At 75.0% G+C, this 15,004-nt stretch carries 12 protein-coding genes; 9 read left to right on the forward strand and 3 right to left on the reverse strand.

What is annotated here, in order from left to right:
• Nucleotides 1–55: 55 nt before the first annotated feature.
• The 7 genes from LQ327_RS13635 to nudC all read left to right on the forward strand — a co-directional run bounded on the left by LQ327_RS13635 (nucleotide 56) and on the right by nudC (nucleotide 7,731).
• Complete coding sequence (locus LQ327_RS13635) at nucleotides 56–475, forward strand: DoxX family protein (RefSeq protein ID WP_230734371.1); 420 nt, start codon at nucleotides 56–58, stop codon at nucleotides 473–475.
• Nucleotides 476–497: 22 nt separating this feature from the next.
• Nucleotides 498–1,946, forward strand: a complete 1,449-nt coding sequence (locus LQ327_RS13640; RefSeq protein ID WP_230734373.1) for a M20/M25/M40 family metallo-hydrolase — start codon at nucleotides 498–500, stop codon at nucleotides 1,944–1,946.
• Between the two features lie 40 nt (nucleotides 1,947–1,986).
• The gene (locus LQ327_RS13645; RefSeq protein WP_308286307.1) at nucleotides 1,987–3,000 is read left to right on the forward strand and encodes an SDR family NAD(P)-dependent oxidoreductase; all 1,014 of its coding nucleotides are present in this window, start codon (nucleotides 1,987–1,989) and stop codon (nucleotides 2,998–3,000) included.
• Nucleotides 3,001–3,158: 158 nt separating this feature from the next.
• Nucleotides 3,159–3,905 (forward strand): hypothetical protein, encoded by a 747-nt coding sequence (locus LQ327_RS13650; protein WP_230734375.1) that lies wholly within the window; start codon nucleotides 3,159–3,161, stop codon nucleotides 3,903–3,905.
• 33 nt (nucleotides 3,906–3,938) lie between these two features.
• Nucleotides 3,939–5,264, forward strand: a complete 1,326-nt coding sequence (locus LQ327_RS13655; RefSeq protein WP_230735091.1) for a M16 family metallopeptidase — start codon at nucleotides 3,939–3,941, stop codon at nucleotides 5,262–5,264.
• Nucleotides 5,261–6,676, forward strand: a complete 1,416-nt coding sequence (locus tag LQ327_RS13660; protein WP_230734377.1) for a M16 family metallopeptidase — start codon at nucleotides 5,261–5,263, stop codon at nucleotides 6,674–6,676. The genes LQ327_RS13655 and LQ327_RS13660 overlap by 4 nt, the downstream gene beginning before the upstream one ends.
• Nucleotides 6,673–7,731 carry an NAD(+) diphosphatase gene (gene nudC, locus LQ327_RS13665; protein WP_308286308.1) on the forward strand — a complete coding sequence of 353 codons (1,059 nt, stop codon included), beginning with the start codon at nucleotides 6,673–6,675 and terminating at the stop codon, nucleotides 7,729–7,731. The genes LQ327_RS13660 and nudC overlap by 4 nt, the downstream gene beginning before the upstream one ends.
• 81 nt (nucleotides 7,732–7,812) lie before the next feature.
• On the opposite strand, the gene LQ327_RS13670 is transcribed toward nudC, so the two are convergent.
• Complete coding sequence (locus LQ327_RS13670) at nucleotides 7,813–8,784, reverse strand: Lrp/AsnC family transcriptional regulator (RefSeq protein WP_230734379.1); 972 nt, start codon at nucleotides 8,782–8,784, stop codon at nucleotides 7,813–7,815.
• Between the two features lie 128 nt (nucleotides 8,785–8,912).
• On the opposite strand from LQ327_RS13670, the gene LQ327_RS13675 reads away from it, so the two are divergent.
• Complete coding sequence (locus tag LQ327_RS13675; protein ID WP_230734381.1) at nucleotides 8,913–10,406, forward strand: DHA2 family efflux MFS transporter permease subunit; 1,494 nt, start codon at nucleotides 8,913–8,915, stop codon at nucleotides 10,404–10,406.
• Nucleotides 10,407–10,473: 67 nt separating this feature from the next.
• Here the strand turns inward: LQ327_RS13675 and LQ327_RS13680 are convergent, their stop codons facing one another.
• Both LQ327_RS13680 and LQ327_RS13685 read right to left on the reverse strand, forming a co-directional pair.
• Complete coding sequence (locus tag LQ327_RS13680) at nucleotides 10,474–10,734, reverse strand: mycoredoxin (protein ID WP_230734383.1); 261 nt, start codon at nucleotides 10,732–10,734, stop codon at nucleotides 10,474–10,476.
• Nucleotides 10,735–10,759: 25 nt separating this feature from the next.
• Nucleotides 10,760–14,110 carry a proline dehydrogenase family protein gene (locus LQ327_RS13685; RefSeq protein ID WP_230734385.1) on the reverse strand — a complete coding sequence of 1,117 codons (3,351 nt, stop codon included), beginning with the start codon at nucleotides 14,108–14,110 and terminating at the stop codon, nucleotides 10,760–10,762.
• Between the two features lie 154 nt (nucleotides 14,111–14,264).
• Here LQ327_RS13685 and LQ327_RS13690 point away from each other — a divergent pair, with 154 nt between their 5' ends.
• Complete coding sequence (locus LQ327_RS13690; protein ID WP_230734387.1) at nucleotides 14,265–14,975, forward strand: AraC family transcriptional regulator; 711 nt, start codon at nucleotides 14,265–14,267, stop codon at nucleotides 14,973–14,975.
• Nucleotides 14,976–15,004: the final 29 nt, after the last annotated feature.

Consider the following 15,004-nt stretch of genomic DNA (forward strand, 5'->3'; position numbering starts at 1 on the left):
AGTATCCCGGTATCGCTTCCGCAGTCGGCGGGAGCACCCCCGCCAGGAGGCCGCGATGACCACCGCCACCCGCATCGAGACCGCCACCGTCGCCCCGGCCCGTCCGCGCGCCGTCACGGCGGGCCTGTGGACGCTGCAGGGGCTGCTCGCGCTGATGTTCGTGGCGGGCTCGGGGCTGCCGAAGCTGTTCGGCGAGGCCTACGCCGTGCAGATCTTCGACGAGCTCGGCGGCGGCCCGTGGCTGCGCCTGTTCGTCGGGCTGGCCGAGGTCGCCGGCGGGATCGGCCTCCTCGTCCCGCGCCTCGCCGGGCTCGCGGCGACCTGCCTCGTCGTGCTCATGGTCGGGGCCACCGGCGCGCAGCTGTTCTTCCTCGACGTGGGCTACTGGTACACCCCGGTGATCGTCGGGGTGCTGCTCGCGGTCGTCGCCCGGGTGCGGCGCGCGGAGATCACCGCGCTCGTCTCACGGGCCTGACACCCGGACTACCGTGGCCGGCGTGACCGACACCGTGGCGAACTCCGGGACCGTCGAGCAGGCGCAGGTCGCCCAGCGGGCCGACGCGTTCGTCGCCGAGCTCTCGGAGTGGCTGCGGATCCCGTCGATCAGCGCCGACCCCGGGCACCACGGCGACGTCGCCCGGTCCGCCGCCTGGCTGGAGGCCACGCTGCGCCGCGACGGGTGGCCGACGGTCGAGGTGTGGGGCCGGGCGAGCGGAGCGACGGGGAATGGGGACGACACCGCCGCGCTGCCCGCGGTGTACGCGCACTGGCCGGCCGCCGACCCGGCCGCGCCGACGGTGCTGATCTACGGCCACCACGACGTGCAGCCCGCGGATCTCGAGGACGGCTGGTCGTTCGCCCCGTTCGAGCCGCGGGTCGTGGGGGAGGAGCTGCGCGGGCGGGGCGCCTCGGACGACAAGGGCCACATCGCGATGGTGCTGCTCGGGGTGCGCGCGCACCTCGCGGCGACCGGCGCGTCCGCCCCCGCGGTCTCGCTGAAGCTGCTCGTCGAGGGCGAGGAGGAGTCCGGGTCGCCGCACCTGGCCGAGGTCCTCGCCGCGCACGGCGAGGCGCTGACCTGCGACGAGATCGTCGTGACCGACACCGGCATGGTCGACCGCGACGTCCCGACGGTCTGCACCGGGATGCGCGGGCTGGTCGACCTCGAGGTGGTCTTCCACGGCGCGTCGGTGGACCTGCACTCCGGCCAGTTCGGCGGGGCGGTGTCGAACCCGGTCACCGAGCTGGCGGCGCTCGTCGCGGCGTTCCACGACGACGCGGGCCGGGTCGCCGTCCCGGGCTTCTACGACGACGTCCGCGAACCGACCGCGCAGGAGCGCGCGGCCTGGGCGGCGCTGCCGTTCGACGAGCCCGCCTGGCTCGCCGGGTCCGCGGCGGGTGCGGGTGCGACGGCGGGGGAGGACGGCTGGAGCACCTACGAGCGGCTCTGGGCCCGCCCGACCGCAGAGGTCAACGGCCTGCACGGCGGCTACGCCGGGCCGGGGCACAAGACGATCGTGCCGCACTCGGCGACCGCGAAGATGACCTTCCGCCTGGTCGCCGACCAGGACCCCGCCCGCATCAAGGCCCTCGTCGAGCGGTTCGTGAACGACCGGGTGCCGGCCGGGATCACCGCCGAGGTGTCGACCGGCGGGCCCGGGGTGCCGCCGCTGATCTGCGACCTCGACTCCGACCTCGTCGCCTCGATCCGCGAGGCGATGGGGATCGCGCTCGGCGCCGAGGTGTTGCCCGCGCGGGAGGGCGGCAGCGGCCCCGAGGCGCTACTGACGACGGAGCTGGACGCGCCGCTGGCGTTCCTCGGCGTCATGCTCCCCGGCGACCGGATCCACGCCCCCGACGAGCGCGCGGTGCTCCCGCTGCTGCTGCGCGGGGCGGAGTCGGTGGCGCACCTGGTCCGGCTGCTCGGGGAGCGGGCCCGCGCCTGAGGTTGCGTTCGAGCGCGCTCGAACTCCTAGCGTCGATCACGTGACAGCAGCACAGCAGTCCACCCCGCAACGTCCGATCGACTCCGGCTTCGGCGCCACCAGCACCGCCGCCGACGTGCTTGCCGGCCTCGACCTCTCCGGCCGGCTCGCGATCGTCACCGGCGGTTACTCCGGCCTCGGTCTGGAGGCCACCCGCGCCCTCACCGACGCCGGTGCGCGGGTGATCGTCCCCGCCCGCCGTCCCGAGGTCGCCGCCGAGAACCTCGCGGACCTCGCCCACGCCGACCGCGTCGAGCACGACACCCTCGACCTCGGCGACCTCGACTCCGTCGCCGCCTTCGCGCAGCGCGTCGTCGACTCCGGCCGCCGCGTCGACATGATGATCGACAACGCGGCCGTCATGGCGTGCCCGCTCGAGCGGGTCGGGCCCGGCTGGGAGCGCCAGTTCGGCACCAACCACCTCGGCCACTTCGCTCTGGTCAACCGCCTCGCCCCCGCCCTGGCCGACGGCTCCCGCGTCGTCTCGGTGTCCTCGCGCGGGCACCACTTCTCGCCGATCCGGTGGGACGACGTGCACTTCGAGCACTCCGGGTACGACAAGTGGCAGGCCTACGGGCAGGCCAAGACCGCCAACGTGCTGTTCGCGGTCCAGCTCGACGCGCTGGCCCGCGACCGGGGCATCCGGGCGTTCGCCCTGCACCCGGGCGGGATCATGACCCCGCTGCAGCGCCACCTCCCGCGCGAGGAGATGGTCGCGCTCGGCTGGCTCGACGAGCAGGGCAACCCGGGCCCGGCCGCGTCGTCGTTCAAGACGACCGGGCAGGGCGCGGCCACCGAGACCTGGGCGGCCACCAGCCCGCGGCTCGCCGGGATGGGCGGGGTGTACCTCGAGGACTGCGAGGTCGCGGAGGTCGTCGACGAGTCCGCGGCGGTCGACGGCCGGGGCGGGCGCCGCAACGGCGTCATGCCCTACGCGATCGACCCCGAGCAGGCCGCCCGGCTGTGGGCCTACTCGGTCGAGGCGACCGGCGTGGACGGGTTCTCCGCAGCCTGAGCGGCCGGCACCCACGGTGGTGGGCCCGGCGTCCCGATCGGCCGCACTGCGGCCGGGCGGGGCGCCGGTGAAACCCGTAGGTGTAGCAGCCGGTGAACGTGGGTACGACGCCGGGATCCCTCGATCGGGTCCGGCGCGGCGAGGGCAGAATCACGCCCGTGTCACTCGCCGGTGCCCTCTCTTCCGATCTCCCCCGTCCGGCGCTCACGGACGGCAGGTCACGGGCACGCCGGCGACCGGCGGGACGCGCCCTCGGGGTGCTCGTCGCGCTCGCCCTCGGGGCGATGGCCGTGGTCGCGCTCGTGGTGCCGCGGGTCCCGGCCCTGGCCGAGGCCGTCGGGATCGCGCCCACGGCGCCGGCCCCGGCCGCCGCGCCGCCGGTGACCGTCACCGGCGTCGTCGTCGCCACCGCCTCGTGCCTCTCGCCGGATCCGCACGACCGGATCGTCCTCGACGTCGCGGGCACCCGGCACCAGGCCGTCCTCGACGGGTGCGGGCGCCCCGCCGGCACGCCGGTCCCGGTGACGGTGCCCGCCGACGGGCGGATCGCCGGCCCCGTCGCCGTCGTCGGCAGCGGCGGGCAGACCCCGACCGCGACCACCGACCTCGCCGGTGACGGCGTCTCCCCGCTGGTCGCCCGCCTGGAGCTGGTCCTCACCGTCGCCGCCGCGCTCGGCGCGGGCTCGCTGGTCGTCGTCCTCGCCCGTGGGGGCGCCTCCCGCCGCCGCCCGGCCGCCCGGGCCCGGGTGGGGACGGGCCGGGTCCCGGCCCAGCGCTCCCGCAGCGTCTCCGCGCCCGCCCGGCGCACCGTCGGCCCACACGCCGTGCGGCCCACCCGCGTCCGGGCCACTCGATCGACAGCCGCCTCCGCACGGCGCGCGGCCGGCCCTCGTCGTCGCCGTTAGGGTCGGGGGGTGAGTACGGCCGCACTCCCCCCGATCCCCGGTGCCGCACCGGCACCACCCAGTTCCCTCGGGAGCACGAGCGGAGCGGCGCGCCATCGGCTCACGCTCGACAACGGACTGCGCGTCCTGCTCGCCCCCGACCGGTCGAACCCCGTCGTCGGGGTCGCGGTGCACGTCGACGTCGGCTTCCGCAGCGAGCCCGAGGGACGCACCGGGTTCGCGCACCTCTTCGAGCACCTGATGTTCCAGGGCTCGGAGAGCCTCGAGAAGCTCTCCCACTTCCGGCACGTCCAAGGCTCGGGCGGGGTCTTCAACGGCTCGACCCACCAGGACTACACCGACTACTTCGAGATCCTCCCCGCCGCGGCGCTCGAGCGCGGGCTCTTCCTCGAGGCCGACCGGCTGCGCGCGCCGAAGCTGACCGAGGAGAACCTCGCCAACCAGATCGACGTCGTGAAGGAGGAGATCCGGCTCAACGTCCTCAACCGGCCGTACGGCGGGTTCCCCTGGATCCTCCTGCCGCCGGTGCTGTACTCGACGTTCGCGAACGCCCACAACGGCTACGGCGACTTCACCGACCTCGAGCGGTCCTCGCTCGACGACGCCGCGGCGTTCTTCGACGCCTACTACGCGCCGGGCAACGCGGTGCTCACCGTGGTCGGCGACTTCGACGTGTCCGACGCGGCCGAGCTCGTCGAGCGCCACTTCGGCGACATCCCCGCCCGCGCGGTGCCCACCCGGCCGTCGTTCGCCGAGCCGGGTCCCGACGGCGAGCGGTTCGAGTCGGTCGTCGACGCGCACGCGCCGCTGCCCGCCCTCGCGCTGGGCTACCGGATGCCGGACCCGGGCACCGACCTGCCGGGCTACCTCGCCCACGCGGTGCTCGCGAGCCTGCTGACCGACGGCGAGGCCGCCCGGCTGACCCAGCGGCTGGTCTACGGCGACGGCCTCGTCACCGACCTCTCGGCCTCGGCGGGACTGATGGGCGCGCCGCTGGACGCCCGCGACCCGGACACCTTCACGATCACCGCGGTGCACCCCGACGGGGTCGAGCCCCGCCGGGTCACCGACGCCGTCGACGCCGAGCTCGCGACGCTCGGGGCCGACGGACCGGACCCGGAGGAGCTGCGCCGCGTCACGGCCCGCTGGTCGTCGGCGCTCTACCGCGAGCACGACCGGCTGATGAACCGCATGCTCGCCCTCGGGTCGGCCGAGCTGGTGCACGGGCGCGCCGAGCTCTCCGACGAGCTCCCGGCCGCCATCGCCGCCCTGACCCCCGAGGCCGTCGCCACCGCCGCGTCGTCCCTCCGACCCGATGCCCGGGCCCTGCTCGTCCTCACCCCCGGAGCCGACGCATGAGCGCCCCGACCACCTCGGACGCCCCCGACCCCGCGCTGCGCCGCTCGGCCGCGGAGATCGGGCGCACCCCGACCGGTCCGCGCGCGCTGCCCCCGCTGCGCCCGCAGCCGCAGGTGCCCGCGCCGGCCGAGGTCGACACCGTCCTGCCGACCGGGCTGCGGGTGATCGCGGTCCGCCGCCCCGGCGTCCCGATGGTCGAGCTCCGGCTGCGGATCCCGTTCTCCGACAGCGACCCGCGGCACGCCGCCGTCGCCGAGGTCCTGGCCTCGACGGTGCTCTCGGGCACCGAGCGACGCAGCCGGGTCTCGCTCGACGACGACCTCGCGGGCGTCGGCGGGGAGATGGGGTTCTCGGTCGACCCCGAGCGTCTCGCCGCCTCCGGCCACGCCCTCGCCGAGGGCCTGCCGACCCTGCTCGACGTCGCCGCCGATGTCCTGACCTCGGCGACCTACCCGGCCGACGAGGTCGAGCGCGAGCGGGAGCGGCTGGCCGAGCGGATCCAGGTCGCGGCCGCGCAGCCGTCGGTGATCGCCCGCCGTGCCCTGCAGCGCCACCGCTACGGCGACCACCCCGTGACCCGGGAGATGCCCGAGGTCGACGAGGTGGCCGGCGTCGGCACCGACGACCTGCTCGCCATGCACCGGCGCATGGTGGTGCCTTCCGGGTCGGTGCTGGTCCTCGTCGGCGACCTCGACCCGGACGAGGCGGTGGCCGCCGTCCAGGCGGCGCTCGCCCCCTGGGACACCCCCGGCGACGCCTCGGTGCTGCCGCGGCTGCCCGAGCTGCACGGCTCCGACCTGCTCCTGGTCGACCGGCCCGGCGCGGTGCAGTCGCAGCTTCGGCTCTCGGCGGCCGCGATCCCGCGCACCGATCACCGCTATCCCGCCCTGCAGCTGGCCAACCTCGCGTTCGGCGGCTACTTCTCCTCGCGGCTGGTCGAGAACCTGCGCGAGGACAAGGGCTACACGTACCACGCGTCGTCGTCACTGGAGTTCGACCCGTACGGCGCGGCCCTGCTCGTCGAGACCGACTGCGCCTCCGAGGTCACCGCGGCCGCCCTGCTCGAGATGCGCTACGAGCTGGGCCGGGTCGCCGTCCTGCCGCCCTCGGCGTCGGAGCTGGAGTCCGCCCGGCGGTACGCGATCGGCTCGCTGCTGATCTCGATGACGACCCAGGCCGGGCTCGCGTCGACGCTCGCCGGGCTGGCGGGCGTCGGGCTGTCGTCGGAATGGGTCCGCGAGCACCCGCAGCGGCTCGAGGCGGTCACCGACGACGAGGTGGCCGCCGCGGCGGCCGAGTTCTTCGCGCCCGCCCGGTTCACCGGCGTCGTCGTGGCCGATGCCGCGACGTCGGCGGCGCCGCTGTCCGCGTTGGGCGGGATCCGGGTTCCCGGGGAATCATCGGGTTCGTGACGACCACCAGCACGACGTCAGGTCCGGATCTGCGGGCCGCGTTCCACCTGGACTCCCTGCCCCGCCTGTCCCGCTCGACGGTGGACCGGCGCGAGCAGGTGCGTGACGACCCCGACCACGTCGCGTCCACCTGGCCGCTGGCCCGCGTGGTCCGGGTCGACCCGCGGGGACGCACCCCGGTGTCGGAGGCGCCGGACGGGTCGCTCGAGCTCGTCGACGCCCCGGCGCGCGACTTCGGCGACGCGATCCCCGAGGGCGCGGTGCTGCTCGGCGAGGAGGAGGGCACCGCGTACTGGGGCGTGCGGGTGCCCGATCCCGACGAGTCGAACGACGCCGGCTCGGGGTTCTCGGCGGTCGAGCTGTGGCGGGATCTCCGGGTCTCCGGCGGCGACCTCGACGCCCGGTCCGCCGGGCTCCTGACGACGGCGGTGGCGCTGCTGTCCTGGCACGACCGTGCCCGCTTCTGCGCCCGCGACGGCTCCCGGATGCGGGCGATCAAGGCGGGCTGGGCGCAGCTGTGCGAGGCGAACGACCACGAGGAGTATCCCCGCACCGACCCGTCGATGATCTGCCTGGTGCACGACGGCGCCGACCGCGTCCTGCTCGCCCGCCAGCCCATCTGGCCCGAGGGCCGGTACAGCGTGCTGGCCGGATTCGTCGAGGCCGGCGAGTCGCTCGAGGCGTGCGTGGCGCGCGAGTGCGCCGAGGAGGTCGGGGTGACCGTCTCGACGATCACCTACCTCGGCTCCCAGCCGTGGCCTTTCCCGCGGTCGCTCATGATCGGGTTCTCGGCGGTGGCCGATCCGGACCAGGCGATGGAGCTGCAGGAGGGCGAGATCGAGAACGCCCGCTGGGTGACGCGCGAGGAACTGGTCGAGGCCCTGGCGGCGGGGGACTGGATGACCCGCGAGGGCGAGAGCCCGGTGACGCGGCTGTCGGGCGCGCGCGGCGTCGGCGGGACGGCGTTCGAGGCGGGCGAGGACCGGGACCTGATCCTGCCGGGCGGGGTGTCGATCGCGCGGGCGATGCTGGAGGCGTGGGCCGCGGCCGGTTGACCTTCGGTACGTGCGTGCGTTTCCGTGTCCAAGCACACGGCAGTAACACAGCACGCCGATAGGGCACGCACGTACCGAAGGTCAACGCGCCGGGTAGTGGGTCCCGGCCGCCTTCACCGTGCGAATGACCGGCGCCGTCTCGACGCCCTGGAGACCGGGCAGCGCCGCGATCTTCGTCGTCAGGTACCGGTAGAGCTCCGGGGCGTCGCGGCTGGCGACGCTCGCGTAGACGTTGGTGCGCCCCGTCGTCGCCGCCGCGAACGGCACCTCGGCGTGGCTCGCGAGCGCCCGTCCCGCGGCGTCGAGATCGGCCGGGAGCACGGTGAGGTAGAGCATCGTGCGCATCGGGAGGTCGTGCGCCTCCGGCGAGACGTCGACGTCGAGGTAGAGCAGCCCGCCGGCGCGCAGGTCGTGCAGCCGACGCCGGACGGTCGACGGTGACGACCCGCAGTCCCGCGCCAGGTCCTCCACCGACGACCGTCCGTCCCCGCGCAGCAGCCGCAGGATCCGCCGGTCGACGTCGTCGAGCTTCGGGGGCGGCGCCGGCACGGGCAGGTGCTCGACGAGCCGTGCCACCTGCCCGTCGTCGAGCGGTCCCTGCTTCGTGAACGGCTCGTGCGCCCCGCCGTAGAACACGTGCAGGACCTGGTGGGCGCTGACGTCGAGCACGCGCGGCGTCCGGGGCAGGCGGGAGAGCAGCATCTCGCCCGCGGCCGCGGAGTCCTGCGCCCGCAGCGAGCACGCGATCTCGGTCCCGCCCGAGTTCAGGCTGATCCAGGACGTGTCCGGCCGGCGGGCGAGCGCGTCGGCGATCTCCGGCGCCGCGTCCGGAGCGCAGCGGGCCCGCACCATCCACTGGTCGTCGCCGACGACCGCCGGGTCGCTGAACCCGATCACCCGCACCGCCTGCGCCGATCGCATGCGCGCGTAGCGCCGGGCCACGGTCTGGTCGGAGACGCCGAGGACCTCGGCGATCCGCCGGAACGGCGCCCGGCCGTCGAGCTGCAGCGCGTGCAGCACGCCGCGGTCGAGATCGTCGAATTCCACCGCCACGTATCACCTCGATGTCGAGGAGCGTCGAAGTCCGCCAGGAGAGGTGGGTTTCGACCCAGCCGATGTCGACGATGGTGGCACCGACGGCGCCCGTCGTCGAGGGAATCCCTGATCTCGGAGGAGGACGGATGCGTCCGTGGTGGCCCCTGGTGGCGGTGTGCCTGGGCACCTTCATGCTGCTCGTGGACGTGACGATCGTGAACGTCGCCCTGCCGCCGATCGCGGCGTCGCTGGGCACGTCGTTCGGCGCGCTGCAGTGGGTGATCGACGGGTACGCGCTCGCCCTGGCGGCGCTGCTCATGGTCACGGGCACGCTCGCCGACCGCTTCGGCCGTCGTCGTCTCTACGTCGTCGGGCTCGTGGTGTTCGCGCTCGCGTCCCTGGCCTGCGGTCTCGCGCCGAGCGCGGGTGCGCTGGTCGCGGCCCGCGTCGTGCAGGGCGTCGGCGGGGCGGCGATGTTCGCGACGACCGCCGCGATCCTCGCGACGACCTACCACGGCCCGCGTCGTGGGGTGGCCTTCGGCGTGTGGGGCGCGGTCAACGGGCTCGCCGCGGCGTGCGGGCCGCTTCTCGGCGGGCTGTTCACCGAGGCCTGGGGCTGGCGCGCGATCTTCCTGGTCAACCTGCCGGTCGCGGTCGTCGCGGTGGTGCTCACGCTGGCTGTGGTGACCGAGTCCGCGTCCGGTGGGCGTGCCCGGATCGACGTCGTCGGCGCGGCCACGTTCACGCTCGCCTCGGCCGCGCTGGTCTACGGCCTGGTGTCGGCCGGCGAGGACGGCTGGGGTGCGACGACGACCGTGGTCGCCCTGGCGCTCGCCGCGGCGGCGGTCGTGGCGTTCGTCGTGGTGGAGCGTCGGGTCGAGGCGCCGATGCTGGATCTCGCCCTCTTCGCCGACCCGTCGTTCGCGGCGCTGATGGTCGCGGCGACCGTGCTGCAGGCGGCCGCGTTCTCCCACCTGGCGCTGGTGTCGCTGTGGCTGCAGTCGGTGCTGGGGCTCTCGCCGATCCGGGCCGGGCTGGTCGCGGTGCCCTTGAGCATCGCCTCGTTCGTGGTCTCGGTGGCGGCGGGTCGGTTCCTGCACGGCGGAGCGCCCGCGCGCCCGATCGCCGGTGGGCTGGCCCTGATCGGGGTCGGGGTGCTGCTGATGACGCTGGTGGGGCCGACGTCGGGTCCGTGGGCGCTGTTCGCGGGGCTCGTCGTGGCCGGGCTCGGGGTGGGGCTGGCGACGCCGGTCCTGGTGTCGGCGACGCTGTCGGTGCTGCCCGCGCACCGGGCGGGGGTGGGCAGTGCGGCGGTGAACACGTTCCGGCAGCTCGGACTGGCCGTCGGGCTCGCGGTGCTCGGGACGATCTTCGCGGGCCGGGTGGCTCATGTGCTCGCCGGCTCCGGCGTGGCGGACCCGACCGGGGCGGCGAACGCGCTGGCCGGGGGCCGGGCGGGGCAGGTGCCGGTCGCTTCCGGCACGGTGCACGCGGCGTTCGCGTCCGGGCTCGACACGGTGTTCACGGTCGCCGGCGTCGCTGCGCTGGTGGCGGCGCTGCTGGTGGCGGTGCTTGTCCGGCCGGCGCCGGCTGCTGCTTCGGCTCCGACTCCGCGGCCCGTGGCGGCCCGGTCCTCCTGAACTGAGCGAGGGGCCCCTTCACTCGACTAGTTCGAGCGAAAGGGGCCCCTCGGTCAGAACGGGCGGGTCACGCGCCGGACGCGGCCTCGGCCTTCGCCAGCGCGGCCTTGACCTCGGCGAAGCCCGGGTTCGTGGCAGCGGAGCCATCCGGGTAGACGACGGTCGGCACCGTGCGGTTCCCGCCGTTGACCTGCATCACGATCTCGGCGGCGTCCGGGGTGCGCTCGATGTCGACCTCCTCGTAGCCGATGCCCTCGCGGTCCAGCTGGCTCTTCAGCCGTCGGCAGAACCCGCACCAGCTGGTCGTGTACATCGTCATCTGGGCCATGTCGCGTGCAACACCGCGTCCGGCCTCACGCTTCCACGTGGCCGAACCGGTGACGGGTCACACTGACCGCCTGCTCGCGCAGCACGGTGAGCAGTTCGCGGCGTCCGTCGGCCAGCACCGGACCCTCGACCAGCGATGCACCCACCCGAGCCGCCGCCTCGCGCAGCGTCGTCGGGACCTCCCCGATCACCCGCAGCCGCTCACCCGGCTCCGGAATCACATCGGAGCCCACCGCCACCAGAGACACCCCGGCGCACGCCCCGGCCAGCCGCACCCGCAGCACGTCCCGCTCCGCGACCCCGGCCCCGACCACCACCCGCAACGACGGCAGCGGCCGGTACCGGAAGACGTCGGCCTCGGCGGCGATCCCGGTCGGATCGTGCTCCACCGAGAACTCCTCACGCCACCAGTACGCGTCCGACCCGGCCGCCGCCCGCAGCCACCCCAGATCCTCCGCCGACACCGACGACGCCACCGACGCGAGCAGGTCCGACACCGCCCGGCCCAGCGGCGCGGACGGCAACTCGGAAGGATCGCCCCACGACCCGAACTGCGCCACGTAGTTCGGCCCACCCGGCTTCGCGCCCGGCCCCACGACCGAGCCCTTCCACCCGCCGAACGACTGCCGCTGCACGATCGCCCCGGTGATGTGCCGGTTGACGTAGGCGTTCCCGACCTCGACCGCCGAACTCCACCGAGCGATCTCATCCGCGTCCAGGGAGTGCAGCCCCCCGGTCAGCCCGAACCGGGTCGCGTTCTGCAGCGCGACCGCCTCCTCCAGCGACCCCGCCGTCATGAGCCCCAGCACCGGCCCGAAGCACTCGGTGCGGTGGAACCACGACCCGGGCGCCACGCCGTCGCGCACCCCCGGCGTCCACAGCGCCTCACCGACACGCCGCGGCGGGACCAGCCACGACTCGCCGTCGTCGAGCGTCGTCAGCGCCCGCTCCAGCTTCGGGGACAGCTCGCCGACCAGCGGGCCCATCGTCGTCGCGAGGTCGCTCCCGTGACCCACCCGCAGCGTCGTCACCGCGTCCACCAGCTGGCGCCGGAACCGCGTTCCGACCCGCGAGCGCGGATCCGCCATCGACCCCACGAGGATCGCCAGCGACGCCGCCGAGCACTTCTGGCCGGCGTGCCCGAACGCCGAGCGGACCAGGTCGGCGACGGCGAGGTCCGGGTCCGCCGCGGGCGTGATCACCAGCGCGTTCTTGCCGCTCGTCTCCGCGACGAGCCCCAGGTCGGGCCGCCACGACCGGAACAGCGCGGCCGTCTCGCTCGCCCCGGTCAGCACCACGCGTTCGACGGCGGGGTGGGTGATCAACCGTCGTCCGGCGGCGGCCTCGTCGGTGTGCACGAGCTGCAGCGCGTCGGCCGGGATGCCCGCCCGGTGCAGCGCCGCGACGCCGACCTCCGCGCACGCCCGCACCTGCGGCGCCGGCTTGATGACGACGGCCGCCCCGGCGGCGAGCGCGGCGAGGCAGCCGCCGAGGGGGATCGCGGCGGGGAAGTTCCACGGCGGGGTCACGACGACGACCCGGTCCGGCGTGAACCGCTGCGGCGGCAGCTCGAGTGCCCGGTCGGCGTAGTAGGCGGCGAAGTCGATCGACTCGGAGATCTCCGGGTCGGCCTCGGTGACGGTCTTGCCCGCCTCGTGGACCATCGTCGTGAGCAGCTCGGTCCTCGCCGCGGCCAACGACCGGGCGGCCTCCCGCAGCAGCCGCGCCCGCTCGGCCGGCTCCTGGTGACGCCACGTCGACGCCGCGGCCCGCTCCACGACGACGTCGACCGCGGCCGGGTCGGTCAGCTCGGGCTCGGTGACGACGGCGGGTGGGGCCGCGACCGCGCGCCGTGCCCAGGCCCGGTTCGCGGGCAGGGAGGGGTCGGTGTCGGGCTCGTTGTGGAACGCCGGGCCATCCGTGCGCAAGTGGCGCTCTTCGCTCGTCAGATGACAGGAACGTGCCACCGCTGACGCCTCGGCCGACCGGTCCTGCGGCCGCCGCGGCGTGTCGGCGACGACGTCGCGGTCGCGCACCGACGCCCGGAACCGGTCCACGTACGACGACGGGCCCGCCGCCGAGAACATCGCGTACAGGTAGTTCTCCTGCCCGGCGTTCTCCTCGAGCCGCCGCACCAGGTAGCTCACCGCGGCGTCGAAGTCCTCGGCGTGCACCACCGGCGTGTAGAGCACCAGGTTCTCGGTCCCGCGGAGATCGGCGGCAACCGCGTCCGCCTGCGCCGGCGCCATCCCCTGCAGCATCTCGACGTCCATCTGCCGCTCCACCCCGCGCGCCGCGGCCAGCTCGACGGCGAGCGCCACGTGGTGCAGGTGGTGGCTCGCGACCCCGACCCGCAGCGCGTCGGCCAGCTCCGGGCGCAGCGCGTGGTCGAGCAGCCGGACGTAGTTGGCGTCGACCTCGGCCTTGGTCGCGTACGGGGCCTGCGGCCAGTCGTGCAGCGCGGCGTCGACCCGCTCCATCGCGAGGTTCGCGCCCTTGACCAGCCGCACCTTCACCGGCGCCCCGCCGCCCTCGACCCGCCGTCGGGCGAACTGCGCGAGGTGCTCCAGCGCGGCGACGGAGTCGGGCAGGTAGCCCTGCAGCACGATCCCGGCCGAGTACCCGCGCAGCTCCGGCCGATCGAGCAGCGCCGTGAACAGCGCGACCGTGAGGTGGAGGTCCTTGTACTCCTCCATGTCCAGGTTGACGAAGACACCGTGGTCGCGGGCGGTCGCGAACAGCGGGGCCAGCCGCTCGACGAGCCGGTCCCGGCTGCCCTCGAGGTCCCACGGCACGAGCTGCGACGCGACCGACGACGCCTTCACGGACACGTAGTCGACGTCCGGGCGGCGGATGAGCTCGACCGTGCGCGCCAGCCGCCGGTCGGCCTCGTCCTCACCCAGGACGGCCTCGCCGAGCAGGTTGAGGTTCAGCCGCCGGCCCTGGGCCCGCGCCGCGGCGAGATGGCGGCGCAGCGACCGGTCCGAGGCGTCCACGACGAGGTGCCCGACGAGCTGCTCGAGCCGCCGCCGCGCGACCGGCACCACGAGCCGCGGGGCCTTCGGGGCCAGCATCGCGCCGGCCCGCAGCATCCCGCGGTCGAGAGCGGAGGCGAAGCCCGGCAGCGTCGCGCCACGTCCGGCGAGCCGTGCCAGCTCCCGGGCGGCCACGCCGTCGTCGTCGGGACGGGCGACGCGGTCGACGAAGCGCAACGCGAAGTCGACGCCGTCGGGGTCGTGGACGAGGGACGCGAGCCGGCGGGTCGCCGCGTCGTGGCCGCTCGCGCTGGCCGCGCTCCAGCGGTCCGCGCGGACGATCGCCCGCTCGACCAGGGCCGTGTCGAGCCCGCCCGTCGGTGCCGTCACCTGCTCGCTCATGCCGTTCATCGTCGGCCGGGAGGTGGCTGTCGGTCTTGTACGATTCCCGCTCCCGGTGCGCGGGCCCGCGCCAACCCCGTTCCGCACGAGGGGAACCCTCGGCCTCCTAGAGCGACCGGATCCTCCCCTCACGACGGCCCAGGAGGAGGCGACCGTGGAGGTGCCCGCGTCGGCGCTGCTGGCGCTGTTCGCCGAGCTGACCGGCGTCATGTTCTGCGCGAAGGACGCGGACGGGCGCTACGTCGAGGTCAACGACGCGTTCGTGCGGCGCACCAATCAGCGCACGCGGGCCGGGGTGATCGGGCACCGCGCGGGCGAGCTGTTCGTGCCCGCCCTCGCCGAGCGGTACGAGGAGCAGGACGCGCGGGTGCTCGCCGACGGGGCAGCGCTGCGGCACGAGCTCGAGCTCATCCGCCGCGAGGGCGGCTCCCCGGGCTGGTACCTCACGACGAAGATCCCGGTGACGGACGCCGACGGCACCGTCGACGGCGTCGTGAGCGTCTCGGAGGACCTGCGTTCGGCGGACGCGTCGGACCCGTCGATGCCGGCGCTGACCCGGGTGGTGGAGCTCGTCGAGTCGCGTCTCGAGCAGCCGCCGCGGGTCGAGGAGATGGCCGCGGCCGCGGGGTTCTCGCCGTCGGTGCTCGAGCGGCGGATGCGCGCGGTGTTCGGGCTCGCCCCGACCCAGTTCGTGCTGCGCGCCCGCATCGACCGTGCCCGGGCGCTGCTCACCGGCAGCGACCGGCCGCTCGCGGAGATCGCGGTCGCGTGCGGGTTCTACGACCAGCCCGCCTTCACCCGCCAGTTCACCCGGTTGGCCGGGGAGACGCCGGGCCAGTTCCGCCGCCGCGCGCAGACGACATAGCGACCCACCGGCCCGTCCCGCCCCACGAC

This window comes from Actinomycetospora endophytica (assembly GCF_021026375.1).
Taxonomy (GTDB): Bacteria; Actinomycetota; Actinomycetes; order Mycobacteriales; family Pseudonocardiaceae; genus Actinomycetospora; species Actinomycetospora endophytica.

Excerpts from the sequence above, each read along its gene's own strand:
- LQ327_RS13635 (WP_230734371.1), top strand. The coding sequence starts at position 56 with ATGACCACCGCCACCCGCATCGAGACCGCCACCGTCGCCCCGGCCCGT.
- LQ327_RS13660 (WP_230734377.1), top strand. The coding sequence starts at position 5,261 with ATGAGCGCCCCGACCACCTCGGACGCCCCCGACCCCGCGCTGCGCCGC.
- LQ327_RS13675 (WP_230734381.1), top strand. The coding sequence starts at position 8,913 with ATGCGTCCGTGGTGGCCCCTGGTGGCGGTGTGCCTGGGCACCTTCATG.
- LQ327_RS13680 (WP_230734383.1), bottom strand. The coding sequence starts at position 10,734 with ATGGCCCAGATGACGATGTACACGACCAGCTGGTGCGGGTTCTGCCGA.
- LQ327_RS13685 (WP_230734385.1), bottom strand. The coding sequence starts at position 14,110 with ATGAGCGAGCAGGTGACGGCACCGACGGGCGGGCTCGACACGGCCCTG.